14 protein-coding genes, 1 tRNA gene and 2 pseudogenes are annotated in these 15,675 nt (G+C 55.6%); 4 read left to right on the plus strand and 13 right to left on the minus strand.

Going from position 1 to position 15,675, the window contains the following annotated elements:
- Positions 1 to 458: 458 nt before the first annotated feature.
- A pseudogene (locus tag AB4Z35_RS08495) lies at positions 459 to 949 on the minus strand (transposase); the annotation flags it as partial.
- Between the two features lie 625 nt (positions 950 to 1,574).
- On the opposite strand from AB4Z35_RS08495, the gene AB4Z35_RS08500 reads away from it, so the two are divergent.
- The 3 genes from AB4Z35_RS08500 (at position 1,575) to AB4Z35_RS08510 (ending at position 3,018) form a co-directional block, all read left to right on the plus strand.
- Entirely contained in the window at positions 1,575 to 1,784 is a 210-nt protein-coding gene (locus AB4Z35_RS08500) for a hypothetical protein (RefSeq protein WP_442096666.1), read from the plus strand.
- A 473-nt stretch (positions 1,785 to 2,257) separates the two neighbouring features.
- Positions 2,258 to 2,602, plus strand: coding sequence for a hypothetical protein (locus tag AB4Z35_RS08505; protein WP_442096667.1), 345 nt, complete (start codon positions 2,258 to 2,260; stop codon positions 2,600 to 2,602).
- Positions 2,603 to 2,631: 29 nt separating this feature from the next.
- Complete coding sequence (locus AB4Z35_RS08510; RefSeq protein WP_442096668.1) at positions 2,632 to 3,018, plus strand: hypothetical protein; 387 nt, start codon at positions 2,632 to 2,634, stop codon at positions 3,016 to 3,018.
- Positions 3,019 to 3,087: 69 nt separating this feature from the next.
- On the opposite strand, the gene AB4Z35_RS08515 is transcribed toward AB4Z35_RS08510, so the two are convergent.
- From AB4Z35_RS08515 to AB4Z35_RS08525, 3 genes are read right to left on the minus strand one after another with little or no spacing between them, the layout of a single operon-like run.
- Positions 3,088 to 3,579 carry a lysis protein gene (locus AB4Z35_RS08515; protein WP_442096669.1) on the minus strand — a complete coding sequence of 164 codons (492 nt, stop codon included), beginning with the start codon at positions 3,577 to 3,579 and terminating at the stop codon, positions 3,088 to 3,090.
- The gene (locus tag AB4Z35_RS08520) at positions 3,579 to 4,004 is read right to left on the minus strand and encodes a cell wall hydrolase (protein WP_442096670.1); all 426 of its coding nucleotides are present in this window, start codon (positions 4,002 to 4,004) and stop codon (positions 3,579 to 3,581) included. Before AB4Z35_RS08520 ends, AB4Z35_RS08515 begins: the two co-directional genes overlap by 1 nt.
- A gap of 56 nt (positions 4,005 to 4,060) precedes the next feature.
- Complete coding sequence (locus AB4Z35_RS08525) at positions 4,061 to 6,670, minus strand: hypothetical protein (RefSeq protein ID WP_442096671.1); 2,610 nt, start codon at positions 6,668 to 6,670, stop codon at positions 4,061 to 4,063.
- 101 nt (positions 6,671 to 6,771) lie between these two features.
- Here AB4Z35_RS08525 and AB4Z35_RS08530 point away from each other — a divergent pair.
- Positions 6,772 to 7,801, plus strand: a pseudogene (locus AB4Z35_RS08530) (tyrosine-type recombinase/integrase); the annotation flags it as partial.
- An 82-nt stretch (positions 7,802 to 7,883) separates the two neighbouring features.
- Here the strand turns inward: AB4Z35_RS08530 and AB4Z35_RS08535 are convergent.
- The 9 genes from AB4Z35_RS08535 to thrS form a co-directional block, all read right to left on the minus strand.
- Positions 7,884 to 7,960 (minus strand) — tRNA-Pro (locus AB4Z35_RS08535).
- A gap of 89 nt (positions 7,961 to 8,049) precedes the next feature.
- Entirely contained in the window at positions 8,050 to 8,406 is a 357-nt protein-coding gene (locus AB4Z35_RS08540; protein ID WP_003179985.1) for a MerR family transcriptional regulator, read from the minus strand.
- Positions 8,387 to 8,689, minus strand: coding sequence for an integration host factor subunit alpha (gene ihfA / locus AB4Z35_RS08545; protein WP_002553164.1), 303 nt, complete (start codon positions 8,687 to 8,689; stop codon positions 8,387 to 8,389). The genes AB4Z35_RS08540 and ihfA overlap by 20 nt, the downstream gene beginning before the upstream one ends.
- Positions 8,690 to 8,692: 3 nt before the next feature.
- Positions 8,693 to 11,071, minus strand: coding sequence for a phenylalanine--tRNA ligase subunit beta (gene pheT, locus AB4Z35_RS08550; protein ID WP_442096672.1), 2,379 nt, complete (start codon positions 11,069 to 11,071; stop codon positions 8,693 to 8,695).
- Positions 11,072 to 11,097: 26 nt separating this feature from the next.
- Positions 11,098 to 12,114 carry a phenylalanine--tRNA ligase subunit alpha gene (gene pheS / locus AB4Z35_RS08555; protein ID WP_007992477.1) on the minus strand — a complete coding sequence of 339 codons (1,017 nt, stop codon included), beginning with the start codon at positions 12,112 to 12,114 and terminating at the stop codon, positions 11,098 to 11,100.
- Between the two features lie 109 nt (positions 12,115 to 12,223).
- Positions 12,224 to 12,580 carry a 50S ribosomal protein L20 gene (gene rplT, locus AB4Z35_RS08560; RefSeq protein WP_007905879.1) on the minus strand — a complete coding sequence of 119 codons (357 nt, stop codon included), beginning with the start codon at positions 12,578 to 12,580 and terminating at the stop codon, positions 12,224 to 12,226.
- A 28-nt stretch (positions 12,581 to 12,608) separates the two neighbouring features.
- Positions 12,609 to 12,803 carry a 50S ribosomal protein L35 gene (gene rpmI / locus AB4Z35_RS08565; protein WP_002553160.1) on the minus strand — a complete coding sequence of 65 codons (195 nt, stop codon included), beginning with the start codon at positions 12,801 to 12,803 and terminating at the stop codon, positions 12,609 to 12,611.
- Positions 12,804 to 12,863: 60 nt separating this feature from the next.
- Positions 12,864 to 13,415 carry a translation initiation factor IF-3 gene (infC, locus tag AB4Z35_RS08570; RefSeq protein WP_172435703.1) on the minus strand — a complete coding sequence of 184 codons (552 nt, stop codon included), beginning with the start codon at positions 13,413 to 13,415 and terminating at the stop codon, positions 12,864 to 12,866.
- Positions 13,415 to 15,337, minus strand: a complete 1,923-nt coding sequence (thrS, locus tag AB4Z35_RS08575; protein ID WP_442096673.1) for a threonine--tRNA ligase — start codon at positions 15,335 to 15,337, stop codon at positions 13,415 to 13,417. Before thrS ends, infC begins: the two co-directional genes overlap by 1 nt.
- Between the last annotated feature and the right edge of the window lie 338 nt (positions 15,338 to 15,675).

The raw sequence follows: 15,675 nt of genomic DNA on the forward strand, positions 1-15,675 counted from the left end.
CGCCAACCTGGCGGTCGGCTCACCAAGTAACCATGGCGAATATTCGATGAGGAATTATCGGCAGAGCATCGCAGCGGGGAGTAGGCGCTGACGTTGAAGGGGCTTTTCAGAAAAACTGCAATATCGGCGAGTGGCCATGTTCGATTACAGTAAAAAACAGCACTTTGTTGCGCCCGTCACAGCAATACTGCCTCATGGAACCTGCGTAACCGCCATATGTTCGAGAACCCGCAAACTTTGTGATCACGCTTTGATCGCAATGCCAAGGTGGTTGTCTGGACGCACAATTCCCATATCGGGATGCGCGAGCATCACTCTGGACCAGGAATACATAGGCAGCGCGTCGGCTCATGACCTGCAAATGCATTCTTTGGTCGTACTCATAGGAGGCAATTGAGCAAAAATATTCCGATCTGCGAATTGCGCCGATTTAGCGAATAGGCATCGGCCAATAACTTGTCATCACCCGGTACGCCGCACTGCCGACTCGCATCCGCTGTGATGATGCTGCCGTCCACGGCAAAGCCTTCGCCTTTGACCAGACCTGTGTCCATACAGCGACTCAGCACTTCATTCAATAACCAGCGAAACAGATTGCTGTCCCGAAAACGGCCGTGTCGTTTTTTGGAAAACGTCGAGTGATTGGGTAATTCATCTTCAAGGCTCAACCGGAAAACCAACGATACAGCAGGTTCAAATGGGCCTCTTCGCACAGCCGCCGCTCTGAGTGAATGCCATAGCAATAACCCACGATCAGCATGTGAATCATCAGTTCAGGATCAATCGACGGACGCCCAATCGGGCTATAGAAATCGGCGAGCTAATGGCGCAGGTCGCTCAGATCGAGACGCTGATCAATACTGCGCAGAAGTTGATTGGCCGGGATGTGACCTTCAAGGTTGAAGGAGTAAAACAGTCGCTCCTGCCCACTCGATAACTGCCCCATCATGCTGTGTGATCCCCCGCCGGCCTATGCAGGGATTTCGCCGGAGGCCAGACAGGGGAGCTACTTTTTCAACAGAATCGGCCGTAAAGGGCCATTCGAAGTATGGCGAATCAGGAATTTTTCATTTTGGCCGCGCGTCCAATTTGACCGCTCACATTGACACATATGTATCCGAGCGGGCCACCTGGATACGGGAGCAGCCCATCCTGACGAGCGGCTATCGACCAAAAGCGCCGAAAATAAGCAAATTTCGCCCTTGGTACCCGCTGATGATTCCACCTAGAGCCAGTGGTTTTGTAGGGGTAAAAACGCCACAAAATAAAAAGGGGTCGCGAGATAAAATCTCGCAACCCCTTGAATAATATGGTCGGGACGGAGTGATTCGAACACTCGACCCCTAGCACCCCATGCTGGGGACTGAAGCGATCTAACCCATTGTTTTATAAAAAATACAGCCCCTAATTAGAGCAGCAAAAAATCCGCATTTTTGTGGTTTCGCAAACGGTAAACCGCGGCTTTCAGCGGAGGTTTTGCGCACACTTCTCACGACGTTCTGCCGACCTTCACCCCCACACAATTCACCAGCGATCCGCCCCTGCTACGCAGAAGACTCCACGGAGGATTCACGATGCCAAACTCTGATCTGCTCCCTTCCCTGCTCTTCAAAATCAACGAAAACCAACTGGCCCTTGAAGCCGCGATCTTGGAGCTTTCGAACTGGGTCGAGCAGCGCGGTTCGGCGGATGTCGCCGACAACGTACGCGGCGCCCTGGAAGCCATCGACAAGAACGAAGAGTTTATCAAGATGACGCTCGCGGTGATGACGGCGCCGGAGTGACTTCTCGGGTTGGAGCTCGAGTTCTAAGGAGCTATTTCACCATCGGGGCAGCCGCGTCGACAACGTCTTTCATCTTTTGCTCAAGCTGTTTGGAGCACTGTTCTAGTTCGACTCCTTGAAGGCGATTACAGCGGGTCTCATTGATGGAGGACAACGGTTTGACCAATTGAACGCCATCTTTCGCCAGTACTGCACCAACGACCAAGGTGGCTACGAGTAAAAAAAAAGCCGCAATGTAAAATCCCTTCAAGATCAAATTCCCCACCTTTGAATTGGACCTGATCGTAAAGCAATCGTCAGATGCCAGTAAACTGCCAGTAACAGCCTCAATAAATTGGCTGAAGAATTGGCCCTGCCCTCTCCGGTGCTGCCGACCGAGTATCACCCGAAACTCCGCAACTCGTCGTCGCACGCTCGCGTGGCAGCCAGACCTTATTTACTGTATATAAAAACAGTATTTGTAAGACACAACCATGGCCCCCTACGAAATCGAAGGCACCAGCGAGTGGCTCGGTAGCCCGACGCCGCTCGAAACCTGCCGACATCAGCTCCGAATCTATGAAAACGAAGTTGAGGAACTGACCCTGCAATTGCGCCAGGCTCGGGAAAAGATCTTCAAACTGGTTGAGATGCACACTGAAGCGATCAATCAGCGCGATGAAGCCATGACCAATTTACGGGAGTGTTCCGGTGAATCGGCCAAACTCCGCAAGCGAATGTACGACCTGGACATATCGGCAATGGCATACCAGCGCGATGCCGAGCGGCTTCGTGGAATCCTGAACGGTCTGACACCGCAGACGAAAACGATCATCTAAACTCATGTCTCAGCATGAGGGTTAAGCAAATGTACGGACGTCTCTCCCTGCACCGAGGCATTCATAACTTCGTTGAGGCACTGAGCATGTCAAATGTCTTAGCTTACATCGGGACGGCCGGCATTTTTCTGCTAAGTACCTGCGCGGCAGTTGCCGATCAAACTGAATTGCAGCAAATTCACGGCGCCTTTATATCTGCAAAGTTTACTGGTGGATGCTCAACTCTAGTGCAGATGGCTGAGTTCCAAAAATCGACCAAGATGCCGGGTGGCGATGAGTTCCTTGAGAGATTCCTGGGCATGGAATCAGCAAGGCTCGGAATGACTACTGCACAATACGTGAAGGCGTGTGCAGACGCAGCCCGAGTATATGAGTTCTATTACGAGCAAACGTCTGATGCCAATGGACAGAAGTAGCTTGTCTGCCATTTTTTTGTCCTAATACTTCCGCCCGAAAACCTATCGATTTAACTCCCTCACATACGCCTAACACGCCGCCAGCGCTATCAGTCCTTGGTCGCCGGCATCGGTGATGCCGACAATTCGTTGAGCATGCGCTGCGTCAAGTCGGGCGCGTGTTCCTCCATGAACCACGCTGCCGGCGGCGGTACCGGCTGGCACTGCGCAGCCACCGGCTGAATCCGAGGTGTCGAGAAGGACTGACAGCCGCAAATCAGAAGTGGCAAGGCGATCACGCAGGCGAGCCTGGTACGTTTGAGCATCGCTCAGTTCCTTGTAGTGAATTTGTTCGCTGGCCGACAGGCGCTGCTCGAGCGCCAGACGCTTGTCCTGATCGGCACGCACCTGGGCGGCGGCCGCGTTACTGATAGCGGTCAGGTCGTCGGCGGGGAGCCGGGCTTGATCCGCCAGTTGCTTGTCATAGCTGTTTGCCTGCAAGCGCCAGGCCGCCGTCCCGCTGCCGATCATTAGCAGTGCAAGCAGCGCCAGCACCAGGGCAACCCGCCATACAGACGGCATCACGGCACATCCTTGAAGAAGACGTGGTAGCCAAGCGCGAGCGTCTGCGTGACGCCCTTCACCCAGGCCGGTGGCTTCGGCATGGTGGTCGCGTAGTAATGGGTGGCACCAGCGGTGGGATCCGGTACTTTTCCATCGATCACCTGGTCAGCGGCAATCCGCGCCTGCGCGAGCTCGCGGAACGGAATCTGCTTGGCGCCACTCAGGTAGGCGTAGTTCGGGTCGTTCTTGTTCCAGCAGCTGAACTGGTACGGCTTCTGGCACACACCGGCATAGCCCTCCCCCCACCACGACTTGGCATTGCCGTCGTTCACGCGGTTGCGGATCGTCCAGGCAACAGCAATCTGGCCGGCCAAGCTCTCGCCACGAGCCTCGCCCCACAACGTGCGAACAAGGATGTCTCGGTCCTTTTGGTTTGAAGTCATCACTTTTCTCCGGGCAAAAAAAATCCCGCACTCGGCGGGATCGGGAATAACCAACATTATCCGTTGATCATGTTGTTGTCAGGCGTGCTCCCCCAAACATTCCCTAACGGGGTCAGGGTCACGCTCGCCTGGGAGCCATTGGCGACGGTAAAGTTGGGATTTGTCATCCTGACCTGGTAGCTTGTCCCGATATAGCTATAAGTCGCCGGGCCATGGTTGATATTGTTCTTGGTTAATAAGCGAGCCACTAATGTTGGCGCCCCCGCTTCGGCGTTGAAATTCCCTGACGGTCCAATGGCTACGAGATCACTATAAAAATGGTTACCAATATTGCTGGTACTGGAATACATAACCTGCATCAAGCACCCTCCCCATTTCGCCAGTTCCGCCACTAGATCAGTAATATCCATCTGCCCATCTACCACTGGTTTTATGACAAAGGATCTCGGGGCGAGGCTGGGGTTGTTGGTTGCCGTGCTAAATGGATCACGCTCAAGGCTGTTGACCCGATATGCTTTTTTGAGCAGGACTGGCTTCTGCAGAGCACGGATATTGCCAGTGAAGTACAAGCCGCGATTGATATTTGGGGCATCGCAAAGGATGGCTCGAGCGTTAGTGCTAGCCTCGTAGGTAAGATTTAAATGGCAGTCCGCCACGTACCTGACGTTGGAATTATTGTTCTTGAATACGGTTATTTCGCCATTTGAGAACAACTGAACATCGAAATGGGCGCCGTACCAGATGCAATTATTCTCAATAACAATGACATCGCCGGAGTCTTGCTCCATCGCACAGCGCTCCCAGCGGATGCCGTGGAAACTGTCATCGCCATTAGTCTTCATCATCCGACCTTTGCTTTGGCAGTAACGCGTGTAGCGACAATCAATTGAGATGACGAACTCTGTATACTGCCCCGTATCCTTATTGTGAAATACTTGCGCCCACCGGTTAGTCGAAAATATTGCTCCAGTTGTGTTTAGCTGCCCAACACCACGGTACTCGATAGCCCATGACGTAGCGCTTCCTTCGAAGGTTATCCGACTGCCCACTTCGGCCTTGAGTGGCGAATAGCGCTGCCCTACAACGTTCTCAACAATAAGTGCCGGCCCATTGGTTATGCCTGGATAACGAAGTCGGCTTTGGTTAGCGTTGCGACCCTTGAAGTCTGGAATTCCCTGAAATGGATAAGATCCTGCCATTGTGATGGCATATGTACGCAGCGTCAGCGCCTGGGTGATAAGGTAATCTCGCCCGTCAAGGTTAGCGTTTCGCTTGGTTAAAGTAGCCTCGGTAAGCATTCCTTGAAGGGGAACGAATTCGTCCGAAACTCCGTCGCCGCGAGCCCCGAACATCTCACCGAAAAGCTCAGAATCGGGAACAAGGCGAATCCAGCGTCCTGCGCTGAGGCCGCCTACTGCAACTACAGTTCCTAACCGCGCAGGTGTAGTTATCCCGGACAACCATACAAAACGACCACCTCCAGACGGCGTTGCTTGCGGCGCCCAGTCGGCATGAAACGAGATTAAGTCAATACAGTCGCCATGGTAGCGACCTGGCACCGTGAGCAGCTCGGTCATACTGTTGATCTGGCGGGTTGCACGACCAAAGAGGCCAGCCCCTTTACTCGGATCCGTAAAATTGGCGGCTTCTTGCCGAAGAGAGTCGTCGCCAATTAGCTTCAGCTTTGGACCATCAGTGGCCCAGTCGGTGGTTGTCAGTGGAAGGAACTGTCTCTTAACCCTATATTCGTCACCATCATATTTGACAGTCTTTGTTGTTCGATCCAAGAGAATGCCTGGAGCGTACGGAATGGCCTCCTCATAACCACTGGCATCCATGAAGGCATGGAATTGGACTATCCGGTCAGCCTGATCCGCACTGAACTCGCTCTCCATTCCCTTCCACGACTTGCGGGGCACTCCCTTACGATCGAGGTAAGACGGATTATCGCCGTTGACCAAATGATCCAAATTCCGAGCGTTATCGGACAGGTCTTTAGGTGAGGTTGAGCCGATCTCGTTGCCGGTGTTGTAGGCCATGGTTATGTTGCTCGCAGAGTACGTCAACGGCGCCGCAAAGGAGGCGGTACCGAGAGCGCTGATTTTTAATAATTGCCGGCGATTAACCATGACGACCAAACCTAGGGACGGAAAAGGCCGGCAGTATACCGGTGGAGATGTCATGTGTTCATGAAGGCCAGGTTTGGCGCTCACGGGGTGTACGATCAGTCGATGTGGCGAGGCCACTCCTGATTCATCGCTCAGTCGAAGATGCTGGAATGCAGCACGTATTCCAGCGCATACAGCAGGGCGCTTGAGCAGTTGCAGGACGGCCCTGAAGCGCCAGCGGGAAATTCCAACGAGAGTTGGCCCGCTGTACATCTCTTTGAATTTGGCTTGATAGCTAACAATGCCGAGCGGCGTCTTGAGCGGGCAGTCAAACCACTCAACACCTTCGTTCAGGGTGTACTGGTGCCAGGCCATGAAAAGCTGCGCGTGGCCGTCGTCCATTTCCCAAGTGATTGTCGGGAAGGTCGGAACATTGCTGAACTTCCGGCGCGATATGATCTTTCCATTCCCAAGTGGAGTGTGAGCGGCCGGGTCCGTCGTGTTCATGTCGTAGCCATCGCGCAGCGGATACGGCAGGCCTTCCGGATACTGGATCATGTGCCGTCCTTATGGCGCCGTGGCGCTGTCGTAGGTGTAAACGCGGGCGTCATAGGTCATGCCTTTGAGTGCGACGTTGCCGTTTGATGGGTCGGAGCGCGTGGCGGGAGGCGGCGACTCGCTTCCTGCTGGAGGTCAAGGACCAGGCCTCTATCCACATTTCGGCCACCCACATGGAGCAGCTCGACCCGTTTATTGGTGATATGCCGCTCACACACATCGACGACGACGCGCTCGCGCCGTACATCCAGTCGAAGTTACACCCGGTTGAAGGAAGGCCCGTCACAAACCGTACTGTGAACATCGCGCTGCAAAGGGTGATCCGAGTGTTGAACCTTTGTGCGCGAAAGTGGCGGGATGAAGAGCGCCGGCCATTGCTCGACGTGGTGCCGATGATCTCTCTGCTGGACGAGAACACGAATAGCCGGAAGCCATACCCGCCTTCATGGAAAGAGCAGTCGATCCTGTTCGCCGAACTCCCGGCGCACCTTCAGACCATGGCCATGTTCAAGGTCAAGGTCAAGGTCAAGGTCAAGGTCAAGGTCAAGGTCAACACGGGGTGCCGGGAGCAGGAAGTTTGCAAGCTTCAGTGGAATTGGGAGATTGCGGTACCGGAATTGGGGACGAGTGTGTTCCTGATCCCCAGCTGGATTCGGGGGAAGAAGTGCCCGGTCTGGTGTGAAGAACCGAGACGAGCGTCTGGTCGTCTTGAATGACGTGGCCAAGTCGGTGATCGAGAAGCAGCGCGGCAGTCATCCGCTCTACGTGTTTCCGTTTGGCAAGCCTGATGGCGATGGGAATGAAACGACGGTTCACCGCATGAATGACTCGGCGTGGAAGAAGGCGCGGATTCGAGCGGCGAAGAAATGGCAGGAGAAGTTCCTGCGGCCGGCACATGACGGCTTTGCCAGAATCCGCATTCACGACTTGAAGCACACCTTTGGGAGAAGACTACGTGCGGCAGGTGTGACAGAGGAGGATCGGAAAGCGCTTCTCGGCCACAAGAACGGCAGCATCACCAGTCACTTCTCGGCGGCAGAACTGGATCAGCTGATCGCGGCGGCAAACAAGGTATCGGCAACCGACTCGCGCGCACCAGCGCTGACGATTCTGAAAAGGAGAGAAGCATGATGGAAAACGCCAGGGTCACTCGGAAAGTCACTATGGCAGAAACGACAAAGCCGCTCGAAAGCGGCTAAGTCGTTGAATAATATGGTCGGGACGGAGTGATTCGAACACTCGACCCCTAGCACCCCATGCTAGTGCGCTACCGGACTGCGCTACGCCCCGACTAGGCGTGAAACCTGTTACTCATCTCGAGGAACGATCAAGAATATATCGCAAGCTTTTGAAAACTGGAAGTATTTAAAAGCAGGAATTTATTTCTTGAGTACCACCAGAACATCTTCGAGTTCGGCGATCATCTGGCGGATCATTTGCTTGTATTGGGTCGTGTCGTCTTTGGCTTCATCGCCGGACAAGCGCAGGCGCGCTCCGCCGATGGTGAACCCCTGATCGTAAAGAAGCGCGCGGATCTGCCGGATCATCAGCACGTCCTGGCGCTGATAATACCGGCGGTTTCCGCGGCGTTTGACAGGGTTGAGTTGAGGAAACTCCTGCTCCCAGTAGCGCAGCACGTGTGGTTTTACCGCACACAGCTCGCTGACTTCACCAATGGTGAAGTAGCGTTTGCCCGGGATGACGGGGAGCTCGTCGTTATGACTTGGTTCCAGCATAAGCCTCAACTCGGGCCTTCAACTTCTGCCCTGGACGAAAGGTGACCACACGGCGAGCCGTGATCGGGATTTCTTCCCCCGTTTTCGGATTGCGGCCAGGCCGCTGGCGTTTGTCCCGAAGGTCGAAATTGCCGAAACCGGACAATTTGACTTGTTCGTTGTCTTCAAGAGCGTGCCTGATTTCTTCAAAAAACAGTTCGACCAATTCCTTGGCCTCCCGTTTGTTCAGGCCCAGCTCTTCATACAGACGTTCCGCCATCTCAGCTTTCGTCAGAGCCCCCATACGTCACTTCCTTAACGTGGCGTTCAACCTTTGTTCGAGCGAGGTGAGGATGTTTTGCGTTGCGGTATTCACCTCATCGTCATTAAGAGTGCGCGATGGATGCTGCCAGGTCAAGCCGACTGCGAGGCTTTTTCTATCAGGATCAATGCCTTTACCCTGATACACGTCAAATAGCCTGAGGTCTGTCAGCCATTCGCCTGCATTTTCACGGATTACATCCAGTACAGCCGTGGCTGCAACGTCTTTGTGTGCAATCAGTGCAAGGTCACGACGCACTTCAGGAAAGCGCGATAACTCGTGGAATTTTGGCATTTTGCCCGACGCGACTTCCGCCAGAACCAGTTCGAAGACGAAGACCGGACGGTCGAGACCGAGGGTTTTCGACAATTCAGGATGGATAGCGCCGATGAAGCCGACCAGACGACCGTCACGCTCGATGCGCGCAGTTTGACCCGGGTGCAGCGCTGGGTGCTTGCCCGGCACGAACGTGAAGGAATCCAGTGCACCGGCAAAACCCAGCACCGCTTCGACGTCGGCCTTGACGTCGAAGAAGTCGACGGTATCGCGACCCTGCGCCCAACCTTCAGGCAAACGGCTACCGCAAACGACACCCGCCAACATCGGCTCTTGCTTCAGACCCTCAAGCTGGCCAACGAAACGCAGGCCGCTTTCAAACAGGCGCACGCGATCCTGCTGACGGTTCAGGTTGTACTGAAGCGCCTTGACCAGACCTGGCCACAAGGACGAACGCATCGCAGCCATGTCATTGGAGATTGGATTGGCGAGCAGCAACGGCTCAACACCCGGATTAAACAGTTCGAACTGTTTCGGATCGATGAAGCTGTAGGTAATTGCTTCCTGATAACCACGGGCAACCAGCAGGCGGCGCAGTTCAGGCAGATCGCTACGCGCTTCTGCCTTGGCTTGCGGCGCCAGACGCGCTTGCGGATAACGAACCGGCAAACGGTTGTAGCCGTACAGGCGTGCGAGTTCTTCGATCAGGTCGACTTCCAGGCTGATATCGAAGCGATGGCTTGGCACTTCTACACGCCACTGCCCTGCCCCGTCAGCAGTAATGGACAGGCCCAAAGCGCTGAGCAGACGCTCCACTTCAGCCGAATCCATTTCCATACCCAGCATCTGGGTAATGCGCTGGGCACGCAGGGTGACCGGAGCAATTTTCGGCAGGTGCTGTTCGCTGACGGTCTCGATGACCGGACCCGCTTCACCACCGGTGATTTCCAGCAGCAAGCCAGTCGCGCGCTCCATGGCTTCACGGGCCAGTTGCCAATCCACACCACGTTCATAGCGATGGGATGCATCGGTGTGCAGGCCATAGGAACGGGCTTTGCCCGCTACGGCGATCTGGTCGAAGAAGGCGCTTTCAAGGAACACATCACGTGTGGTCGCGGAAACGCCGCTGTGCTCGCCACCCATGACACCGGCAATTGCCAGCGCGCGGGAATGGTCGGCAATCACCAGCGTATCGCTACGCAGGCTGACTTCCTGACCGTCGAGCAGCACCAGCTTCTCGCCGTCTTCGGCCATGCGCACACGGATGCCGCCGTTGATTTCGGCGAGATCGAAGGCGTGCAACGGCTGACCCAGCTCCAGCATCACGTAGTTGGTGATGTCGACGGCAGCGTCGATGCTGCGCACTTCTGCACGACGCAGACGCTCCACCATCCACAGCGGCGTAGGCCGGGACAGGTCGACGTTACGAATCACACGACCCAGATAACGTGGGCACGCGGCGGGCGCCAGTACTTCTACCGAACGCACTTCGTCGTGCGCGGCAGGAACCGAAGCCACTACCGGACGGGTGACCGGAGCGGCATACAGCGCGCCGACTTCACGAGCCAGACCGGCCAGGGACAGGCAGTCGCCACGGTTCGGGGTCAGGTCGACCTCGATGCTGGCGTCTTCCAGATCCAGATAAACGCGGAAATCCTCACCTACCGGCGCATCGGCCGGCAGCTCCATCAGACCGTCATTACCTTCACCGACCTGCAGCTCGGATTGCGAGCACAGCATGCCGTTGGACTCAACGCCACGCAGCTTGGCCTTCTTGATCTTGAAGTCACCCGGCAGCTCGGCGCCGATCATGGCGAAAGGAATCTTCAGGCCCGGGCGCACGTTTGGCGCACCGCAAACAACCTGGAAGGTTTCCGAACCGTTGCTGACCTGGCACACGCGCAGCTTGTCGGCGTCCGGGTGCTGCTCGGTGCTCAGCACCTCGCCAACTACTACACCATTGAAAACACCGGCGGCCGGCGTAACGCTATCGACCTCAAGACCGGCCATCGACAGACGAGCAACCAGCTCGTCGCGACTTACCTGCGGGCTAACCCAGCCACGCAGCCATTGTTCACTGAATTTCATCCTGCTCTCCTAAGAATTCGTTACGACTAGCGAAATTGCGCGAGGAACCGCAAGTCGTTGTCGAAGAACAGACGCAAGTCGTTCACGCCGTAACGCAGCATGGCCAGACGCTCTACGCCCATGCCGAAGGCAAAGCCCGAGAACTCTTCCGGGTCGATACCGGACATGCGCAACACGTTCGGGTGAACCATGCCGCAGCCCATCACTTCCAGCCAGCCCGTCTGCTTGCAGACGCGGCAGCCTTTACCGCTGCACATCACGCATTCCATGTCGACTTCAGCGGATGGCTCGGTGAACGGGAAGTACGAAGGACGGAAACGCACGGCCAGTTCTTTTTCGAAGAACACCCGCAGGAACTCTTCGATGGTGCCTTTGAGGTCGGCGAAATTGATGTCGCGATCGACCAGCAGGCCTTCGACCTGGTGGAACATCGGCGAGTGGGTGATATCGGAGTCGCTGCGGTATACGCGGCCTGGGCAGACGATGCGGATCGGCGGCTGCTTGGACTCCATGGTGCGGACCTGTACCGGCGAGGTATGGGTGCGCAACAGCATGTTCGCATTGAAATAGAAGGTGTCATGCATCGACCGGGCCGGGTGATGGCCTGGGATGTTGAGCGCTTCGAAGTTGTGATAATCGTCTTCGACCTCAGGGCCTTCGGCGATGCCGTAGCCAATACGGGTGAAGAACTGTTCGACGCGTTCCAGAGTGCGGGTAACCGGATGCAGACCACCGGAGGTCTGACCACGGCCAGGCAGGGTCACGTCAATGGACTCGGCAGAGAGTTTGGCAGCCAGGTCGGCTTCTTCAAACAATGCCTTGCGCGCATTAAGGACCTCTGTGACACGTTCCTTGGCAACGTTGATCAGCGCACCGACCTGCGGACGCTCCTCTGCCGGCAAATTCCCCAGGGTCTTCATCACCTGAGTCAATTCACCCTTCTTGCCAAGGTAGTGAACCCGGATTTGCTCCAGGGCATTGATATCTTCAGCGCTTTGCACAGCCTCTAGTGCTTGAGAGACGAGCGCATCCAGGTTTTCCATGTACAGACTCCAGATACAAAATAGGGGAAGAGCTTGAAGGCTCTTCCCCTATTTATGACGTTTAACACCTGACCCCACAGATGCGAGGCCGGGTGACTGTCGGGGGTACTTAAGCCAAGGTGGCTTTAGCTTTCTCGACAATCGCAGCAAACGCCGCTTTTTCGTTCACTGCCAGATCAGCCAGAACCTTACGGTCGATCTCGATGGACGCTTTTTTCAGGCCGGCGATGAAACGGCTGTAGGACAGACCGTTGATACGAGCACCAGCGTTGATACGAGCGATCCACAGAGCGCGGAACTGACGTTTTTTCTGACGACGGTCACGGTAGGCGTATTGGCCTGCCTTGATTACCGCTTGCTTGGCAACACGGAATACGCGGGAGCGTGCGCCGTAGTAGCCTTTAGCAAGTTTCAGAATTTTTTTGTGACGCTTACGGGCAATGACGCCACGCTTTACACGAGCCATGAGTTACTTCCTCTATTCTTGACTAAAATTAACGAAGGCGCAGCATGCGCTCGACTTTTGCCACGTCAGACGGATGCAGCAAGCTGCTACCGCGCAGTTGACGCTTACGCTTGGTCGACATTTTGGTCAGGATGTGGCTCTTGAAAGCGTGCTTGTGCTTGATACCGTTAGCAGTTTTCAGAAACCGCTTAGCAGCACCACTTTTGGTCTTCATTTTTGGCATGTTCGGATACTCCGCATTCAGTTGATAAACATAATCAGAAGGCCTGCCGTGCCCTGTTGATTACTTCTTCTTTTTCGGGGCGATGACCATGATCAGCTGGCGTCCTTCCATCTTAGGATGCTGTTCGACCGAACCGTACTCGAGCAAGTCACCTTCAACTCGCTTGAGGAGTTCCATCCCCAGCTCCTGGTGGGCCATCTCACGGCCGCGGAATCGCAAGGATACCTTGGCCCTGTCCCCGTCACTCAGGAAACGTACCAGGTTGCGCAGTTTTACCTGGTAATCCCCTTCCTCCGTCCCTGGACGAAACTTGATTTCTTTAACCTGAATCTGCTTCTGGTTTTTCTTGGCCGCAGCAATCTGCTTCTTCTTTTCGAAGATCGATTTGCCGTAGTCCATCAGTTTGCAAACAGGTGGTACTGCATCGGCGGAAATCTCCACCAGATCCAGCTTGGCCTCTTCAGCCTTAAGAAGCGCGTCTTCGATTGACACAATCCCGAGCTGTTCACCTTCAGCCCCAATTAACCGAACCTCGCGTGCCGAGATATTCTCGTTGATCGGGGCTTTCGGTGCAGTTCGTTTATCTTGTCTCATTTCACGCTTAATAATAATTACTCCGAATCTTGGCGACCACGCCGGGAAACCGCTTGGGCGAGGAACTCAGCGAACCGGGCGACGGGCATCGAGCCCAGGTCAGCACCTTCACGAGTACGCACAGCGACAGTCTGCATCTCGACTTCCCGATCTCCGATAACCAAGAGATAAGGAACCTTGAGCAAAGTATGCTCGCGGATTTTAAAGCCGATCTTTTCATTTCTCAAGTCAGACTTGGCACGAAACCCGCTTTCGTTGAGAGTTTTTTCCACTTCGGCGGCAAAATCAGCCTGTTTATCAGTGATATTCATCACCACTGCCTGGGTCGGAGCCAGCCACGCAGGGAACGCACCTTCGTAGTGCTCGATCAGGATTCCGACGAACCGCTCGAAGGACCCCAGGATCGCCCGGTGCAACATCACCGGGTGCTTGCGGCTGTTGTCTTCGGAGACGTATTCGGCTCCCAGACGGACAGGCAGGTTAAAATCGAGCTGCAGGGTACCACATTGCCAGACGCGACCGAGGCAATCTTTCAGCGAGAACTCGATCTTCGGACCGTAGAAAGCCCCCTCGCCCGGTTGCAGATCGTACGGCAGGCCCGCGCTATCAAGGGCTGCGGCCAGTGCAGCTTCGGCGCGATCCCAAAGCTCGTCGGAACCGACGCGTTTTTCCGGACGAGTGGACAGCTTCATCTCGACATCTTTAAAGCCGAAATCGGCGTAGACGTCCATGGTCAGCTTGATAAACGCGGCGGACTCGGCCTGCATCTGCTCTTCGGTGCAGAAGATGTGGGCGTCGTCCTGGGTGAATGCGCGCACGCGCATGATGCCGTGCAAGGCACCCGATGGCTCGTTACGGTGGCATGCACCGAACTCGGCCAGGCGCATCGGCAGCTCGCGGTAGCTTTTCAGGCCCTGGTTGAACACCTGCACGTGGCAAGGGCAGTTCATTGGCTTGATTGCGTAGTCGCGGTTTTCCGACTGCGTGGTGAACATGTTGTCGGCGTAGTTGGCCCAGTGCCCGGATTTCTCCCACAGGCTGCGGTCAACGACTTGCGGCGTCTTGATTTCCAGGTAGCCGTTGTCGCGCTGAACCTTGCGCATGTACTGCTCGAGCACCTGGTACAAAGTCCAGCCGTTCGGGTGCCAGAACACCATGCCCGGCGACTCTTCCTGGGTGTGGAACAGGCCCAGGCGCTTGCCGATCTTGCGGTGGTCGCGCTTTTCGGCTTCTTCAATGCGCTGGATGTAAGCCGCCAGTTGCTTCTTGTCCGCCCATGCGGTGCCGTAGACGCGCTGCAGTTGCTCGTTCTTGGCATCGCCGCGCCAGTAGGCGCCGGACAGCTTGGTCAGCTTGAAGGATTTCAGGAAGCGGGTGTTCGGCACGTGCGGACCGCGGCACATGTCGACGTATTCTTCGTGATAGTACAGGCCCATGGCCTGCTCGTTCGGCATGTCTTCGACGAGGCGCAGCTTGTAGTCTTCGCCACGGGCCTTGAACACTTCGATCACTTCGGCGCGCGGAGTGACTTTCTTGATCACGTCGTAATCTTTCTCGATCAGCTGCTGCATGCGCTGTTCGATGGCCGCCAGGTCGTCCGGAGTGAAAGGACGCTCGAAGGCGATGTCGTAATAGAAACCTTCGTCGATGACCGGGCCGATGACCATTTTGGCGGTCGGATACAGCTGCTTGACCGCGTGGCCAACCAGGTGGGCGCAAGAGTGGCGAATGATCTCCAGCCCCTCTTCATCCTTTGGCGTGATGATTTGCAGCGACGCGTCGCTGTCGATGATGTCGCTGGCGTCGACCAGCTTGCCATCGACCTTGCCGGCAACGGTGGCCTTGGCCAGGCCAGCACCAATGGATGCGGCGACCTCGGCTACGGAAACCGGGTGATCGAATGAACGTTGACTGCCGTCGGGAAGAGTAATAGTTGGCATGGCGCCTCCTCTCCTAGTGGTGACCCCTACCAAAGGTCACGTGGGTTGGGATGAGCCAGTACAAGATCCGGTCCAGGCCATTCAATGACGAACGCCTGCCTTACAGCGGCAGGAGCCTTGCGGCCAACCGGAAAACCGAACCAGAGTGACTGGGATTCAAATCAGGGTTAATCGAGCATCTGCCGCTACCGGGACTGAAGGGTGCCTGCAAACGCCCGAGCGGGGCATGCTAGCACAGATGAACGGTGGTAGCTGCGCAGAGGCTTTCCAACGCGGCAAATCAGGCGTTTTTATGCCAGAGTGATGAACTTGAGCCGCGCGTTAGCGCTCAGATAACA

The organism is Pseudomonas sp. KB_15 (assembly GCF_052114525.1).
In the GTDB taxonomy this organism is placed as follows: Bacteria; Pseudomonadota; Gammaproteobacteria; order Pseudomonadales; family Pseudomonadaceae; genus Aquipseudomonas.